Genomic DNA, 16419 nt, shown 5'->3' on the forward strand with positions numbered 1-16419 from the left:
CCGGCGATCACAGTGTACGCCAGGCGACCCGCAGGTTTCGACTCGGGAACGACGTGTCGTTGCCCCGCACAGACTCCGCTCTGGTGCGATAATCGTCAGGTGCCTCAACGCCCCTTCCCAGATCCCGACCGGCCGTACTTCACGCCGTCGAAGCGGGTCGCAGGCGACTGGAGCGCTCACATCGCGACGACGCTCGACCGCACTGCAGCTCTCCTCGCCGGCCTGACCCCTGAGCAGTGGGACTCGCCGAGCAAGTGCGAGGGGTGGAGCGTCCGTGACGTCGCGGGGCACCTCACCTGGCGACTCGGCTCCCCCACCTCGACGCTCCTCCGCGACGCCTCCCGAGGCGTGCTGCGCAACGGGCTGCGCGTGGACTCCTACCTCGACGACGTCGCCAAGCGCGAGGGCTCGGCCCCGACCGACGAGCTCGTCGCTCGCATCCGTGCGATCGCCGCCGAGAAGGTGGTCTCGCCGAACCGTGCGGGAATCTCCGAGCTCACGGAAGCCGTCGTCCACACCTACGACATGACCGAGGCGCTTGGCCTGCGCATCCGTCTCAGCCCGCGGTCGACGAGCGCGGTCGCACTCGTCCGAACACGGGTTCCGCTGACCTCGGCGGCGTCGCTCGCCAAGCGCAACCGCCTCCGCGCCACGGACGCCCGCTGGCAGATCGGCGACAAGGGACCCGTGCTCGAGGCCACCGCCGCGCGCATCGTGCTGAGGCTCTTCGGTCGCGAGGTCACGCTCGACGAGCAGCCGAGTCAGACGACGTAGCTCCCGCCGAGCGTCTCGGCAGCTTCTTCGACGTCGAGGGCCATGCGGTCCTTCAGCGCTTCGATGCTGTCGAACTTCTCCATGCCTCGGATGCGTTCGACGAACTCGAGTTCTGCGACGAGTCCGTAGAGGTCGACGGTCTCGCCGATGAGGTGCGCCTCGACCTGCTTGCGAGGCACGCCGTCGAACGTGGGGTTGTTGCCGATGGAGATCGCGGCAGGGGCCTCGACGTCACCGCCGCGGAACCATCCCGCGTACACGCCGTCTGCGGGGATGAGCCCTTCGAGCTCCGGGGACAGGTTCGCCGTCGGGAACCCGAGCTCGCGGCCCCGCTTGGCGCCGTGCACGACCTCGCCGACAAGCGAGTGATGGTGGCCGAGCACCTCGGCGGCCCCACGGACGTCACCGAGGGCGAGCAGTTCCCGAACCCAGGTCGATGAGGCACGTCGCTCGAGGTGCGAGCGCTCGTCCTCGGCCATCTCGTCGTCGGCGATGACGATCTCGAATCCGCTCGTCGCGGCCAGCTCACGCAGGAGATCGACGTCTCCTGCGCCCTTGGCGCCGAAGCGGAAGTCCTTGCCCACGACGATGAGGCGCATGTGCAGGGCGCCGACGAGCAGCTCCCGCACGAACGCCTCGGGGCTCATCCCGGCCAGCTCGTCGTCGAACGGCAGCACGAGGGTCGCGCTGAGGCCCGTCTTCTCGAGGAGCTCGATCTTCTGCGAGAGCGACGTGATCGGCTCGGGCTCGACGCCGGGCTTGATGAGCGAGAGCGGATGCCGGTCGAAGGTGACCGCGACCGGCTCGATTCCGCGCGCGGAGGCCTCTTCGACGAGCCGCGAGAGCAGCCATCTGTGGCCCCGGTGGACGCCGTCGAACTTGCCGACCGTCACAGCGCTCGGCGTCGGCTCCGCTGGCAGCTCGGCCAGGTCAGTGAACAGCCGCACGTTCCCTCTTTCGTCTCGATCGTCCCGTCTCGAGCCATGCGATGCCGAGGATCGGGAGCACAAGAGGAATATACGCGTAGCCGACCCCGAAGGCCGACCAGACGGTATCGGAGGGGAACAGTTCCGGGTGGAACTCGGTGAGCGAGCCGACCACGAGCACGCCAACGAGCTCGAACACGATCGTGCACCACGCGACGAGGTTCCACGCCCGCCCGTGCCGCACGAGTGCGATGGTCGCGAGCAGGTAGACGAGGGCAGCCGCGGCTGACAGCGAGTAGGCGAGGGGCGCCTCGTCGAGCTTCGACAGCAGCTGGTAGGAGCTGCGTCCCATCGATGCGAGCGCCAGCACCGCGTAGACCACGACGAGCACACGACCGGCGCCGTGGGCGCCGCGATAGGCGTTCCCAGCAGCGTTCGATCCACGCCCGCGCATCACGACGCGAGTCCGATGAACGGGCTGGCGCCGATCCAGATCTGGTGCATGCGGAACACCATGACGCCGATCGTGAGCGCCGCGACGCCCAGGATGATGGTCGACCACTTCGTGCGCTCCACCAGCCCCCAGAAGACGGCGGCCGGGGGGATTATCACGGCCACGACCCAGTACATCCAGAATTCGAGCGCGTCGCCGACTGGCTCATTGCCGGCCGCAGGCGCGATGAGCGCCATCACGAACTGCACCACGAGCAGCAGCTCCACGAGTGCGACGGCGCCGACCGTGACGTCTCCCGGCTTGCGACCACTCGCACCGGCGATGAGGCACAGGATGCCGGCCCCCGCGCTCACGAGGCAGAGGACCCACGTGAACCACTCGATCACGAGCCGGTTCCCGTCGGCATGTTGAACTCCGTCTTGAGCACGCCGGCGGATGCCCTGGCGATGCCGATGAGGCTGCCCTCCGGGTCGATGGCCGCCAGCAGGCCGTCTCCGGTGCCGTCTGCCACCCGGAGCTTCTTGCCATTGCGAAGATCCGCGGCCTGCTGACCGGTCGCCTCGAGGGCCGGGAAGCGCCGGAGTGCGGCCGCCGCAGGACTCAGCAGTCGGAGCTCGAGGTCCTGGGCGTCCGGCGCGACCGCGTCGGAGATGCTGAAGTCACCCACGCGAGAGCGCCTGAGCGCGGTGAGGTGCGCCCCCGTGCCGAGTGCGTCGCCGAGATCCCGTGCGAGGGCGCGGATATAGGTGCCGGATGAGCAGGCGACCCGGACGTCGAGGTCGAGCACCGGCGTCTCTCCGGCAAGCCCACTCCGCGAGGCCAGCAGCTCGAGCTCGGAGATCGTCACAGCCCGCGCGGCCAGCTTGACCTCCTCGCCGTCGCGCACCCGCTTGTACGCGCGAACCCCGTCGACCTTGATGGCACTGACGGATGACGGGATCTGACTGATCGGGCCTCGCAGGGCGGCCATGGCCGCCTCGATGCGCTCCGGCGTCACCGCGGCAACCGCACCTCCCGGTGCCGTCGCGGTGAGCTCGCCTTCGGCATCCTCGGTATTCGTCGACACGCCGAGACGAACCGTGGCGAAGTACTCTTTGTCGTCGCCGACGAAGTAGGTGAGCAGGCGGGTCGCTCCCCCGACGCCGAGGATCATGAGTCCGGATGCCATGGGATCGAGCGTGCCCGCGTGGCCGACCTTCCGCGTGCCGAGCGCCCGCCTGGTCATCGCGACGAGCGTGTGGCTGGTCGGGCCCTGCGGCTTGTCGAGGAGGAGGATGCCGTTCGGGCCAGGAGGTGGAATCGTCATGTCCCCAACATTCTATGGTGCCCGTAGGCTCGTTCCCGGTCGTCGAGCGCGGTGACGACCGCAGGAAGCGACTGGTTCGGGACGGGCGAAGGAGAGAACGGGATGCGAGTGGCGGTCATCGGTGTCGGTGCTGTGGGCGGCACTCTGGCCCTCCTCCTGGACAGGGCGGGCCACGAGGTCGTCCTCACCTCGCGGCGGTCTCCGGTCGAGCCCGAGTCTGCCGAGCAGGCGCATGCACGCCGTCTCGTGCTCCGGGGCGCCTTCGGGAAGCTCAGCGCGACCTTCGAACAGGTCTCCGTTCTCCGCGGGGCATTCGACCTGGTGCTCGTCGCGGTCAAGGCGCAGGACACCAAGCACGCCGTCCAGCCCCACCTGTCGATGGTTGCGGCGACCACCACCGTGATCGTGCAGAACGGCCTCGACGGAGTGTCGACCCTCGAGCAGATGCTCTCCGTCGTGCCCGACGAACAGCGGTCGGGAATCGTCGTCGGGGGCCTCGCCACCTTCGCCGTCAACAGGCCGGCACCCGATGAGATCGAAGCCACCGCGACCGGAATGCTCATGCTCGGAGCGGCACCCCCCGAAGACACGCGAGAGCTGGCAGCGACCGCGCGATCACTCGAGACCGCGGTCCACTGCGTCGTCACCGGAGACCTGCGCTCGGCGCAGTGGAGCAAGCTGCTCATCAACCAGGTCAACGCGGTCCCGGCCGTGACCGGCGCCAGCGTGCAGGAGACCGGCCTGGACGGCGATCTGTCGGCGGTCCTCGCCGCGAGCATCGGCGAGCTGCTCGCCGTGGCCGCAGCCGAGGGTGCGCACCTCGAGGCCCTCGGGCCGCTCGACGAGACGCTGGCGACGCTCGCTGCTTCAGTGCCGAAGGATGCCGAGGCCACCATCGCGCGCAACACCCGGCTGGCCGTGGAGCTCACCGCTGCGTTCGGCGCGACCCCCAACTACGCGTCGACGCTGCAGAGCATCCGACGCGGCGAGGCCACGGAGATCGACGCGCTCAACGGTGCCGTCGTCTCCCACGGGGTCGCGCAGGGCGTCCCCACCCCGGTGAACGCAGCGCTCACCTCGCTGGTCCACGGGAGAGAGCAGGGCCAACCGAGCCTCTCCCCCGCCGAGCTGCGGAGGACTGTCCTGACGTCGACGGTCAACGACTGGTTCGCCCGAGAGCAGCGCGCCCTCGCGTGGCGGGCGCCGACGACCACCCCATGGGGAGTGCTCGTGAGCGAGACCATGCTGCAGCAGACGCAGGCCGCGCGCGTCGAACCCAAATGGCTCGACTTCATGGAGCGGTGGCCGACGCCGGGCGCGATGGCGGAAGCATCCGAGGCTGAGGTGCTGCGGTTCTGGGACCGTCTCGGCTACCCTCGGCGCGCGCTCTGGCTGCTCGCCTGCGCACGTGCCATCACGGCCGAGCACGCCGGCGTGGTGCCGAGCACACGGGACGCGCTCCTCGCCCTGCCGGGGGTTGGCCCGTACACGGCTTCCGCCGTCATGTCCTTCGCCCACGGCGTTCCAGAACCGGTCGTCGACACGAACGTCCGACGAGTGCTGTCCCGCGCCTTCCTCGGCGAAGAGACCCCGTGGGGTCCGTCGGCCGTCCGAGACGCGGCGGAGATGTTGGCAGTCTCCCCGAGCGAGACGCAGGCCGCGAACCTCTGGAACGCCGCATCGATGGAACTCGGCGCCCTCGTCTGCACGGCCAAGCGCCCCAACTGCGAGGTGTGCCCGATCGTCGCCACCTGCGCTTGGTTCGCGGCCGGGCGGCCACGCTCCAGCGCAGTCAAGAAGCGGCAGGCGAAGTTCGCTGGCTCGGACCGCGAGATGCGCGGCCTCGTCCTCAGAGAACTCAGGGCCATCCCCGGCGGCGTGGAGATCGAGTTCCTCCGCAGCCACCTCGCCCCGGGAGGGCTCGATGAAGCCCGCTTCGAACGCGCCATCTCCTCACTGCAGAACGACGGTCTGATCGTGCGCAGAGCTGAGGCGCAGATAGCGCTCGCCGGCGACTGATCGTCCAGTCGCCGGCGAGCGCCCAAGCTGCGGAGCCGAGGCTCAGGACTCCTCTGGCTCGTCCTTCTTCTCGTAGGGGTCGGCGTCGCCGGCGTAGCTCGCTGTCTTCGCCTGCTGCGCCGACGCCACATCACGCTCGTGTGCCTCGCGGAGCAACGCGGCGATGGCGTCGGCGTTCTCGGGGATCGCGTCTGGAACAAACTCCAGGCTCGGCGTCAGGCGAGAGGTGATGTTCTTGCCCACCTCCGTGCGCAGCATGCCCGTCGCGCTCCGGAGCGCCGCCGCGGTGTCGCGGCGTTCCTTCAGGTCGCCGTAGACGGTGTAGAAGATTGTTGCGTGCTGGAGGTCCCCAGTGACGCGGACGTCGGTGATCGTGACGAACCCGAGTCTCGGGTCCTTCACGCCGCGCTCGAGCGTCTTCGCGACGATGACCTTGATGCGGTCTGCGAGTCGCAGTGCCCGTGAATGATCGACCATGATGGCTACTTTCTCGTGTGCTGGTGCAGAGCGTCAAATGCGTCTGCGGTGTCGATACTGCTCAGCAGCTGAAGACGGGGCCCCGGCCAGTTGGCCAGGACCCCGCCCGCGAGTCCACGCTGAGACCAGCTCAGCGCAGCGACTCGGTCAAACAGCTAGACGCGAGGCTTCTCGACGAGCTCGGTCGTCTCGATCTCGTCACCGATCTGGATGTCGTTGTACTTGCCGAGGCCGATACCGCACTCGAAGTCCGTGCGGACCTCGGTGACGTCATCCTTGAATCGACGGAGCGAGTCGATCGCCAGGTTGTCCGCGATGACGATGCCGTCGCGGATGACGCGAGCCGTCGCGTTCCTGGTGATGGTTCCGCTGCGCACGATACATCCGGCGATGTTTCCGAACTTGGAGGAGCGGAACACCTCGCGGATCTCCGCGACACCCGACTGGACCTCTTCGAACTCGGGCTTGAGCATGCCCTTGAGCGAGTTCTCGATGTCCTCGAGTGCCCCGTAGATGACCGAGTAGAAGCGGACATCCACACCTTCACGAGCGGCGCGCTCGCGCGCCTTCGTGTCGGGGCGCACGTTGAAGCCGATGATAATGGCGTTGTCGACCGTGGCGAGGTTGACGTCGGACTCCGTGATGGCGCCGACACCGCGGTGGATGATGCGCAGCTGCACCGAGTCGTCCACATCGATCTTGAGCAGCGACTCCTCGAGTGCCTCGACGGCACCGGAGACGTCACCCTTGATGATGAGGTTGAGCGACTCGACCTTGCCCTCTTCGAGTGCACGGGTGAAGTCCTCGAGGCTGATGCGCTTGCGGGACTTCGCCAGGCTGGCGTTGCGCTCCACGGCTTCACGCTTCTCGGCGATCTGACGCGCGGTGCGGTCCTCTTCCGTGACGATGAAGGTGTCGCCTGCGCGAGGAACGCTCGAGAGGCCCTGCACCTGGACTGGGCGCGACGGCTCAGCTTCGGTGACGACCTGACCGTTCTCGTCGAGCATCGCCCGGACGCGACCGTAGGCCGTACCGGCCACGATCGGGTCTCCGACTCGGAGCGTTCCCGACTGGATGAGCACGGTCGCAACCGCACCGCGTCCCTTGTCGAGCTTCGCCTCGATCGCGATACCGCGCGCTTCCTTGTTGGGGTTTGCGCGCAGGTCGAGACCAGCATCTGCCGTCAGCAGGACTGCCTCGATGAGGCTGTCGATGTTGACGTTGTTGCGGGCCGAGACGTCGACGAACATCGTGTCGCCACCGAACTCCTCGGCGACGAGTCCGTACTCGGTCAGCTGTGCGCGGACCTTCGACGGGTTCGCGTCTTCCTTGTCGACCTTGTTCACTGCGACGACGATCGGCACGTTCGCGGCCTGGGCGTGGTTGAGCGCCTCGACCGTCTGCGGCATGATGCCGTCGTCCGCCGCGACCACGAGGATCGCGATGTCGGTGACCTGGGCACCACGGGCACGCATGGCCGTGAAGGCCTCGTGACCTGGCGTGTCGATGAACGTGATGGCGCGTTCGATGCCCTCATGCTCGTGCCAGACCTGGTAGGCACCGATGTGCTGCGTGATGCCGCCCGCTTCTCCGTCGACGACGTTCGCGTTGCGGATCGCGTCGAGGAGGCGCGTCTTTCCGTGGTCGACGTGACCCATGACGGTGACAACCGGCGGCCGGATCTCGAGGACGTCGTCGCCTTCGTCCTCGGCTTCCTGGTCGAGGTCGATCGAGAAGCCCTCGAGGAGCTCACGGTCTTCGTCTTCCGGGCTGACGATCTGGATGCGGTAGCCGAGTTCCTCACCGAGGACCTCGAACGTCGCCTCGTCGAGCGACTCCGTCGCCGTGGCCATCTCACCGAGGTGGAACAGCACGGTCACGAGGTCGCCGGGGCTGGCGTCGATCTTCTCAGCGAAGTCCGAGATGGAGGCGCCACGACGCAGACGGATCGGCGTGCTGCCGTCTCCGCGACGGACCTTGACGCCGCCGACGCTCGGGGCTTCCCGCATCTCGAATTCTGCGCGCTTCGTCCGCTTGGACTTGCGTGCCTTCGACTTTCCGCCACCGCGACCGAACGCACCAGCGGTCGAGCCGCGACCGCGGCCGCCACCTGGGCGACCGCCACCGCCACCTGGGCGTGGGGCGAAGCCGCCACCTGCACCGGGGGCGCCGCCTGGACGTCCACCGCCGGCGCCGCCGGCACCCGGACGGCCGCCTGGCCGACCTGCACCTGCTGGACGAGCTCCGGGGAGCACGCGGGGCTGGCCTGGGCGCGGAGCTGCCGGGCGGGGTCCGCCTGGGCTCGCCGGACGCGGTCCGCCTGCGCCACCGGGACGGGGTCCGCCGCCTGCTCCGCCACCTGGGCGCATGCCCTGGTTGGAAGCGAACGGGTTGTTGCCCGGACGCGATCGACCCATGCCCTGGCTCGACGCGAAGGGGTTGTTGCCCGGACGCGGTCCGGGACGGGGACCACGGGGACGCGGGATCGAGGGGCTTGCGCCACCATCTGCCTGCGCCGGCTTCGCATCGCCGGGGGCAGCGGGACGCTGCGCGCTCGGCTTCGCCTCACCAGCGTCAGCCGCGGGTGCGGCCGGAGCCGCAGGAGCAGGAGCAGCGGCCGGCGCGGCGGGAGCCGCCGGTGCCGGTGCGGGAGCTGGCTCAGGCTTGCGCTTGGGCCCGGGGGTCGGTGCCGACGAGCCTGCGGGAGCGGCCTTCTTGGCCGGCTCGGCGGGGGCTGCCGGTGCCGAGGGAGCGGACGGTCCTGGCTTGCTGCCCGGACGAACGCTTGACGGGGTCGCTCCGCCGGGACGCGGAGCGCCCGGCTTCGAAGCCGAGGGAGCAGCAGCCTGAGGCTGCGCGCCGCCGGCGGCGTTGGACTTCAGTGCCTCGCGAAGGCGACGGGCCACGGGGGGCTCGACGCTCGACGAAGCGCTCTTAACGAACTCGCCCATGTCCTGAAGAGTCTTGAGGGCGGTCTTGGAATCGACGCCCATCTCGCTGGCGATTTCGTGTACGCGTGGTTTTGCCACTTTTCTCCTGTCTGGGGCCCGCCCAGATAGGAGCGGACCATTAAAAAAGTCGGATGTGCCTCATCGTGAGTCACTCATGAGTTGTCCATGGTCCGATCAGCCTTTTCTCGTGGTCGGAGCAGTGCGTTCGCCCTGCTCCAATGTGCTCGCGTGCCTGCTGAGCGCCTCGGTGTCCACCTTGCCTGTCTTGAAGGCCCGCAGGAATGCGCGCCGCTCAATCGCCAGCTTGGTGCACTCCGCGGTCGGATGGATCCAGGCTCCGCGCCCGGGGAGACTCGCCGAGATATCGACTTCGAGACTTCCCTGACGAAGCACAACCCTGAGGAGCTGACTTCGTTCTGAGCGCGAACGGCATCCAACGCACGTTCGTACAGACGACATACTACCCCTCTGCGCGCGCTTCGTCTCCGTCTTCGAGGATCGAGTCGGGCTGGATATCGATTCTCGCCCCCGTGAGCTTGGCAGCGAGGCGCGCATTCTGCCCCTCCTTGCCGATCGCGAGCGACAGCTGGAAGTCGGGAACGAGGGCACGAACTGCCTTCGTGGCGCGGTCGATCACGAACGCGCTCGACACCTTGGCCGGGCTGAGGGCACTCGCCACGAACGTGGGCAGGTCCTCGGAGTAGTCGACGATGTCGATCTTCTCCTCGCCGAGCTCGTTGGTCACGGCACGGACGCGGGCACCGAGCTCGCCGATGCAGGCCCCCTTGGGGTTGATCCCCTCCTGGGTGGCGCGCACGGCGATCTTCGTGCGGTGTCCGGCCTCGCGCGCCAGCGAGACGATCTCGACGACGCCGCTCGCGATCTCGGGCACCTCGAGCGCGAACAGCTTGCGCACGAGTGACGGGTGGGTGCGAGAGACCGTGATCTGCGGCCCCTTGCTGCCGCGCTCGACCTTGGTCACGAAGACGCGGAGGCGACGCCCGTGGGAGTAGTCCTCACCGGGCACCTGCTCCTCAGGCGGCAGGATGGCCTCGACCGTTCCCAGGTCGACGTGGATCATGCGGGGGTTCGGACCCTGCTGGATCACGCCAGCGACGATGTCGCCCTCACGCCCCCGGAACTCGCCGAGGACCTTGTCGTCGCCGATGTCGCGGATGCGCTGGTTGATGACCTGCTTGGCAGCGAACGCGGCCACTCGACCGAAATCGTCGGCCGGAAGCTGCGCTTCTCCGATGATCTCGCCGTCGTCGTCCATCTCCGGCACGAAGACGTTGACCTCACCGCTCTTGCGGTCGAGGTGCACGCGGGTCGAGGCCGGCGGCACGTCCTGGCCGAGTTCCTGCGACACGTGCTTCTCGTACGCGGTCAGGATCGCCTGCTCGAGAATGCTGGCAAGCTCCTCGAATGGAATCTCACGCTCTCGCTCGAGAATCCTCAGGACAGCAAGGTCGATCTTCATGGCGCTCCCTCTATTCAGATGAAAGAACGAGTTTACCGCATGCTGGCGCACGGAGCTCCCCGTCGGGCACGCGGGATGGGGCGAGCGGAGGCCCCATCCCGCAGTGAGCTCAGTTGCCGCGCTTGGACAGCAGCAGTTCGAGCACGTCGTCCTTGGAGACCGCGTCGCGCTCGTTCGTCCGGCGGTTCCAGAGCTCGACCTGCCCGTCGACTGCGCCCTTGCCCGCGATGACGATCCACGGCACGCCGAGCAGCTCGGCGTCACCGAACTTCACGCCGGGCGAGACCTTCTTGCGATCGTCGTAGAGCACGTCGAGACCAGCGGCATCGAACGCGGCCGAGAGCTCCTCCGCCACGGCGAAGGGCTCCTCGTTGCGTCCCGTCGCGACGATCTGCACATCGAACGGAGCCACCTGCTCCGGCCAGATCAGGCCACGGTCGTCGTGGTTCGCCTCTGCGATGAGCGCGAGGTTGCGGGTCACTCCGATGCCATATGAGCCCATCGTCACGGTCGTGAGCTTGCCTTGCTCGTTGAGCACCTTGAGCCCGAGCGCCTCCGCGTACTTGCGGCCGAGCTGGAAGACGTGCCCGATCTCGGTGCCGCGTGCCGTCGTGATGGGGCCGCTGCCGTCGGGAGCCTGGTCGCCATCGCGCACCTCGGCTGCGCCGACCCGCGCGTCTGCCGTGAAGTCGCGCCCGACGACCAGCGAGTGCACGTGCTTGCCCGCGATGTTCGCGCCGGTGATCCAGGTCGATCCCTCGGCGACCGTCTCGTCGAGGAAGTAGGCGAGGCCCGTGCTCGACTCCTCGCCGAGCACCGGCCCCTGGGCAGCCCACGGGCCGATGTAGCCGCGAACGAGACCGGGGTGCTTCGCGAAGTCCTCGGCTGTCGCGGCTTCTACCTCGGCCGGCTGCAGTGCGGTCTCGAGGCGCTTGAGGTCGAGCTCTCGATCACCGGGGATGCCGACGACGACGACGTCTCGGGTGCCATCCGTGTTCAGGCGCGCGATGACGACGTTCTTGAGCGTGTCCGCGGCGGTCCAGTCGCGGCCGTCGACCTTCGGCACGGTCTCGTTCGCATGCGCGACGAGCGTCGCGATGGTCGGCGTATCCGGCGAGTCGAAGACCGTGGCAGGGCCGGCGGAGCCCGCATCGATCGGCGCAGGGGTCGGCGCCGTGTAGGCCTCGACGTTGGCCGCATACCCGCCAGGCGAGCGCACGAAGGTGTCCTCCCCGACGGGTGTCGGGTGCAGGAACTCCTCGCTGCGCGAGCCGCCCATGGCGCCAGCGTTGGCCGCGACGATGACGTACTCGAGGCCGAGGCGGTCGAAGATGCGCTCGTAGGCATCCCGCTGCGCCTGGTAGCTCACGTCCAGCCCGGCATCATCGATGTCGAACGAGTAGGCGTCCTTCATCGTGAACTCGCGGCCGCGCAGCAGGCCGGCGCGGGGCCGTGCCTCGTCGCGGTACTTGTCCTGGATCTGGTAGATCGCGAGGGGCAGATCCTTGTAGGACGAGTAGAGATCCTTGACCGCGAGGGTGAAGGCCTCCTCGTGGGTGGGCGCCAGCACGAGCGGTGCGCCCTTCCGGTCCTCGAGACGGAAGATGCCGTCGCCGAAGTCGTCGAGGCGCCCGGTGGCCTCGTAGAAGTCCGCGGGCAGGATCCCCGGGAAGTGGACCTCCTGGGCGCCGGCGGCTTCCATCTCCTCGCGGACGATCTGCTCGATGCGCCGCTTCACCTTCAGGCCGAGCGGCAGCCACGCGAAGACGCCAGGCGCCTGACGACGGATGTAGCCGGCGCGGACGAGGAGCCTGTGGCTTGCGACCTCGGCGTCGACGGGGTCTTCGCGGAGGGTGCGGACAAAGAGCTTGGAGAGGCGAGTAGTCACCCGGCCAATGCTAGTCGTGCACGAGGCAGTGCGCTGTCTCGTGGATCGGGGCCATGGCCACGCCGAAAGCGGCGCGGCCATGCCTCACCACGGCTTGTCGTACGACGAGTCGCCTTCGGTCTCGCCACGCTCCTGGTCGAGCTCATCCTGCCGATCCTGCTGGTTCTGCTCCAGCTTCTCCTCGAGCTCGGTCATCTCGGGCGACTGCGTCGACTCCGGGGGCTCCTCCCCCTCGTTCGGCTCCTGCGCCTCGGACTGCTCCTGCAGCTTCTGCTGGATGCGCTCGGTCGACTCGGTCGTCGGAGGCTCGAACTCGGTGGAGGCGCAGCTCGGGTCACGCGCATCGACGACGGCAAGCGCCTCCTGCCAGAGGGCGACGGCGCCGGCCTTGTCGTCTGCGGCAAGCCGCGCGTCGCCCAGGCGTTCGATCGTGATCGCGAGGTTGGCGCGGATCGGGCACTGCTGAGGCGGCTCGGCCATCGGGAGCGCTGTCTCGAGCTCGCTCCGAGCCTCATCGAGCAGCCCCAGTTGCAGCATCGAGGTGCCCGTGTTGTATGGGGCCTTCCAGCCCTCGAGGATGTTGACGAACTTCTGCTGCTGCGCCGAGTTCATGCTGCCCTCGTAGTCGCCCTCCGAGTAGAGGGATACCGTCCGATCAGCGATCACCGACATGCTGATGAGCTTCGTCGCGAACGCGGCCGCGAGGAGCGCGAACGGGATGCTGAACACGATGAAGCGTCGACGGCGCTTCACGGCTCTGGCCGCGTCCGGAACCGCAGATCGCGGTGTCCTGGTGCGTCGACTCATGCGGAACCTCCCCTTGCCCTGCTCAGTTCGATGAAGTGGCGAATGGACTCCCAGACGTCCCGAAGCAGCAGGAGGAACGCCGCTGCCGCGAGCATCCAGTAGACCTCGAACGCCGTCTCCGCGCTCCCGCCCGTCTGCGTCACCCGGCTGCTGTCGATATCGGCGGCCACGACCTCGGTACCCGGTTCGCGGATCTCGAGCGGCACCACGAGATCGTCGGCGATGGTCTGCAGAGCTGCCGGGTCGATGACCGAGAGCGCCTGCTGGCCCTGCGCATCCACGATGTAGCTCGGCTCGCCGGTGTCCAGCGTGCCTGCGGTCTCCTTCATCGGACCACCCGCCTCCGTCCCGTAGCCGAGGACCGCGCCCCCGGCGAGATACCCGGCAAGCCCTCGGAAGGACTCCGGCTCGGTGTCGGCGGTCTGCTCGCCGTCGCCCAGGTAGTAGACGATGCGTGCCCGCTCGGGTTCAGCCTCAGCCGCGGCCTTGAGGACGTCCTCGACCAGCGGCTCCGCGATCGAGATGGAGCTGCCACGCGAGTACTGCGTCACCTCAGGACGAAGCGTCTGCACAAGCGAGTCGAGGGCCGTCGTATCCGCGGTGAACGGCAGTCGCTGCACGGCGGCAGCATCGAAGGTGACCACCCCGAAGCGCGCGCCCTCGTGAGCCGCTGCGAGTGCCGAGATGTCCGCCTTCGCCCCGTCGAGCCTCGGCGCGCCGTCCCAGTCCTCAGCGACCATGCTCGCCGTCGTGTCGACGACGAACAGCACGTCCACGTCGCTCTCGAGGTTCGGCGCCGAGGCGCTCCCGATGCCCGGACGGAACGCCGCGAGCACGACGAGCGCGCACGCAGCGAGCCGGAGCGCCCAGTTGATTCGCCGACGTCGGTCTGCCGCCCGGACGAGCGCGAAGACGCAGAAGCCGAGCAGCGCCATGCCGAGCAGGACCAGGACAAACGCGGGGAGGATCGGATTCCAGGTCATAGTCGGAGCCTCCAGGCGAGCACGACGTAGATGGACGCGAACACCAGCATGAGCATGAGCCACACATTCGGCCGGTCAGTGATGAGCAGCTGGGGCTGACCGACCATGAGCGAGGTCTGCTCGCTCGTGATCTTGTCGACGATGCCGGACACGCTCGCAGGATCGGTGAGCTTGAAATAGCTCCCGTCCGCCTGCAGGACCGTCGTCCGGAACTGGTCCGCGAACGCGTCCTCGAACTGGTTCGCATCGAGCGCGTAGATCGTGATGCCACGCGCCTCGGTGTACTCCGCCGCCTCTGGGAACGAGACGAGCGGATCCCCGTTGACGGCGTTGTCCGTCGCGAAGATGATCGACCGCGACCTGCCGTCATCGGCCGCCGGATCGAACTCGCCGAAGGTCATGGCACAGGACGCGAGTCCGTCTCCCACGAGCGACGCGCCGGCCGCACTCTGCGTGCCCTGGGCGAACGAGTACTCGGCGTTGGACCCGCCCGAGGCGGACTCCATCTCATCGCGGACCTGCTGCAGCTGCGTCTCGACGAAGGCATAGTCATCGGTCAGGGGGAAGAGCTGGACCGCGGTTGCATCCCACAGCATGAGCGACATCCGCTCCCCGTCGAAGCCGGGGAGCATCTCGAGGTACCGGTCGAGGACCTCGACGTCGTACTCCACCATCGAGCCCGAGATGTCGAGGCAGAGCACGATGTCCCTGTTGAACTTCTCCGGGGACTCGACGCGCTGGTAGACCCAGCGGCCCGCTGCGACGCTCGTGACCGCCAGGAGGATCGCGAGCACGACACCGACCGCGGTCATGAGGCTCGAGTACCGAGCCACCGCGCGACGATAGGCGGGGAGCCTCGTGAGACGCCGGGAGTTCGCGACCGGGATCGCGTTGGCCTGCCCTTTCCTCCGCATCCTCCACCAGGCGAGACCCGCGACGATCGCCGCGGCGGCGATCAGGGAGAGACTCAGCCACCACATCGCTACCGCCATGTCGCGATCACCTCCCGTGCCGCCGCCACGCCGGCCTCAGCACCGCTCGGATCGTGCGCCCCGAAGACCATCGGGTAATACTGGCCGACGGTGTGGGAGACACCGCGCAGCTCCGTGCGCCTGAGGTCGGTGAGCGTCATCTTGTCTGCCGGCACGGTCGAGACAGCTGCGACGAAGCCGCGGACCAGCACGCTCAGCTCGGCGTGGGCTCGGCGGGGCGTGAGTTCCCCCGCTGCCGCCCTCGAAGCCACCTCGTCCACACGCTCCAGGTACTCCTGCTGCAGCGCGCGCACGGGAGGCCTGGCCGGCGGGAGCACTGGCGCGGCCTTGGGCGGCCGAGGACGCGTCAGGTACACGACGAGGAAGTAGTAGGCGACGATGGCCGCGAGGATCAGGAACCCGAGCACCAGCCAGAACTGGGCGTAGTCGATGACGGGGATGACGGTCCCCTCTGGCGGTTGCACATCAGCGGCGAACATTCGCCCTCGCTTTCAGGAGAGCCAGGAGAACCGGAGCGACCTGCTGCTCGCTCGCGACCTCGGCGTAGGAGACCGCGTTCGCCTCGAACGTCTGCTCCATCTCGATGGTGCGCTTCTGCTCCGCGTACTCGAATTCTCGCTCGAGCAGCCGGTCGCCGCCGAAGAGGCTCGGCATGGCCCAGTTGCCCTCGACGTCGAAGGCCAGCTCTCCGCGCCTCCCTCGGAGGTGCGGCTCGGCATCCGTGATCTGCAGCCAGACGATCTCGTGCTGCGCAGCAAGGCGACGGACGAGGGCCGCTCGCTCGTCGTCCCAGTCGAACTCGTCGGCGATGACGACGAGGAGCGCCCGATGACGAACCGTGAGGCGGACCCGCTCGAGGATGGCGTTCATATCGCTCGTGGCCGCCCCGAGGCCCACGCCGTCGTAGACCGCGTGCAGCATCCGCTCGAGGGCCGACGACGTGCTGCGGAACGGCAGCTGCCTGATGCCGTCAGAGCTGCCCGTGACGAGCCCCACCTCGTCGCCGTGCCGGATGGCGAGGTAGCCGAGGATGCCGAGGGCGGAGACGAGCACCTCGCGCTTCGGCTCGCCGCTCGCAGAGAGCGCGGCCATGTTGCGCCCGCCATCGACCGCGAAGAGCACCCGGTGCCGCCGCTCGGCGACGTAGCGCTTCACGAGCGGCTGACCGGTCCTCGCGCTCGCCTTCCAGTCGATGTCCTTGATCTCGTCACCCGGGACGTACTCCCGAAGGTCATCGAAGTCCATGCTCCGCCCACGCAGGTGCGACGAGTACTGACCATCGAGCATGTGCAGCACGCGCCGTCGCGCGTGCAGGAACATCTTCGACTTGACCTTCGAGAGGAGGGGTCGCTCGCTTGCCAT

Annotated in this window: 16 protein-coding genes; 2 read left to right on the forward strand and 14 right to left on the reverse strand. The window is 68.3% G+C overall.

Annotated elements, in window-relative coordinates:
- The first annotated feature begins 99 nt into the window (after window positions 1–99).
- A complete protein-coding gene (locus ITJ61_RS04875) occupies window positions 100–774 on the forward strand; it encodes a maleylpyruvate isomerase family mycothiol-dependent enzyme (protein ID WP_194685657.1) in 675 nt (224 codons plus the stop codon).
- Here the strand turns inward: ITJ61_RS04875 and ITJ61_RS04880 are convergent.
- From ITJ61_RS04880 to truB, 4 genes are read right to left on the reverse strand one after another with little or no spacing between them, the layout of a single operon-like run.
- A complete protein-coding gene (locus ITJ61_RS04880) occupies window positions 762–1721 on the reverse strand; it encodes a bifunctional riboflavin kinase/FAD synthetase (RefSeq protein WP_104241468.1) in 960 nt (319 codons plus the stop codon). The two genes, ITJ61_RS04875 and ITJ61_RS04880, sit on opposite strands and share 13 nt — an antisense overlap.
- Window positions 1705–2154: a hypothetical protein gene (locus tag ITJ61_RS04885; RefSeq protein ID WP_194686687.1), complete on the reverse strand. Its 450-nt coding sequence runs from the start codon at window positions 2152–2154 to the stop codon at window positions 1705–1707. Before ITJ61_RS04885 ends, ITJ61_RS04880 begins: the two co-directional genes overlap by 17 nt.
- The gene (locus tag ITJ61_RS04890) at window positions 2154–2540 is read right to left on the reverse strand and encodes a hypothetical protein (RefSeq protein ID WP_194685658.1); all 387 of its coding nucleotides are present in this window, start codon (window positions 2538–2540) and stop codon (window positions 2154–2156) included. Before ITJ61_RS04890 ends, ITJ61_RS04885 begins: the two co-directional genes overlap by 1 nt.
- Complete coding sequence (truB, locus tag ITJ61_RS04895) at window positions 2537–3460, reverse strand: tRNA pseudouridine(55) synthase TruB (RefSeq protein WP_194685659.1); 924 nt, start codon at window positions 3458–3460, stop codon at window positions 2537–2539. The genes ITJ61_RS04890 and truB overlap by 4 nt, the downstream gene beginning before the upstream one ends.
- Before the next feature lie 51 nt (window positions 3461–3511).
- Here truB and ITJ61_RS04900 point away from each other — a divergent pair, with 51 nt between their 5' ends.
- Window positions 3512–5479, forward strand: coding sequence for a 2-dehydropantoate 2-reductase (locus tag ITJ61_RS04900; RefSeq protein ID WP_194685660.1), 1968 nt, complete (start codon window positions 3512–3514; stop codon window positions 5477–5479).
- Window positions 5480–5521: 42 nt separating this feature from the next.
- On the opposite strand, the gene rbfA is transcribed toward ITJ61_RS04900, so the two are convergent.
- From rbfA to ITJ61_RS04950, 10 genes are all read right to left on the reverse strand, one after another.
- Window positions 5522–5956 carry a 30S ribosome-binding factor RbfA gene (rbfA, locus tag ITJ61_RS04905; protein ID WP_104241473.1) on the reverse strand — a complete coding sequence of 145 codons (435 nt, stop codon included), beginning with the start codon at window positions 5954–5956 and terminating at the stop codon, window positions 5522–5524.
- Between the two features lie 155 nt (window positions 5957–6111).
- Entirely contained in the window at window positions 6112–8985 is a 2874-nt protein-coding gene (gene infB, locus ITJ61_RS04910; RefSeq protein WP_104306887.1) for a translation initiation factor IF-2, read from the reverse strand.
- Window positions 8986–9081: 96 nt separating this feature from the next.
- Window positions 9082–9462, reverse strand: coding sequence for a YlxR family protein (locus ITJ61_RS04915; RefSeq protein WP_308471422.1), 381 nt, complete (start codon window positions 9460–9462; stop codon window positions 9082–9084).
- Window positions 9368–10387, reverse strand: a complete 1020-nt coding sequence (gene nusA, locus ITJ61_RS04920; protein WP_104241476.1) for a transcription termination factor NusA — start codon at window positions 10385–10387, stop codon at window positions 9368–9370. Before nusA ends, ITJ61_RS04915 begins: the two co-directional genes overlap by 95 nt.
- Before the next feature lie 109 nt (window positions 10388–10496).
- Window positions 10497–12275, reverse strand: a complete 1779-nt coding sequence (locus ITJ61_RS04925) for a proline--tRNA ligase (RefSeq protein WP_194685661.1) — start codon at window positions 12273–12275, stop codon at window positions 10497–10499.
- A gap of 84 nt (window positions 12276–12359) precedes the next feature.
- Window positions 12360–13082 carry a tetratricopeptide repeat protein gene (locus ITJ61_RS04930; RefSeq protein WP_146080509.1) on the reverse strand — a complete coding sequence of 241 codons (723 nt, stop codon included), beginning with the start codon at window positions 13080–13082 and terminating at the stop codon, window positions 12360–12362.
- A complete protein-coding gene (locus ITJ61_RS04935) occupies window positions 13079–14065 on the reverse strand; it encodes a VWA domain-containing protein (RefSeq protein WP_104241479.1) in 987 nt (328 codons plus the stop codon). The genes ITJ61_RS04930 and ITJ61_RS04935 overlap by 4 nt, the downstream gene beginning before the upstream one ends.
- Window positions 14062–15057 carry a vWA domain-containing protein gene (locus tag ITJ61_RS04940; protein ID WP_194685662.1) on the reverse strand — a complete coding sequence of 332 codons (996 nt, stop codon included), beginning with the start codon at window positions 15055–15057 and terminating at the stop codon, window positions 14062–14064. Before ITJ61_RS04940 ends, ITJ61_RS04935 begins: the two co-directional genes overlap by 4 nt.
- Entirely contained in the window at window positions 15048–15536 is a 489-nt protein-coding gene (locus ITJ61_RS04945) for a hypothetical protein (protein WP_104241481.1), read from the reverse strand. The genes ITJ61_RS04940 and ITJ61_RS04945 overlap by 10 nt, the downstream gene beginning before the upstream one ends.
- A complete protein-coding gene (locus ITJ61_RS04950; protein WP_104306889.1) occupies window positions 15523–16419 on the reverse strand; it encodes a DUF58 domain-containing protein in 897 nt (298 codons plus the stop codon). The genes ITJ61_RS04945 and ITJ61_RS04950 overlap by 14 nt, the downstream gene beginning before the upstream one ends.

The organism is Pseudoclavibacter sp. VKM Ac-2888 (genome assembly GCF_015351285.1).
In the GTDB taxonomy this organism is placed as follows: domain Bacteria; phylum Actinomycetota; class Actinomycetes; order Actinomycetales; family Microbacteriaceae; genus Pseudoclavibacter.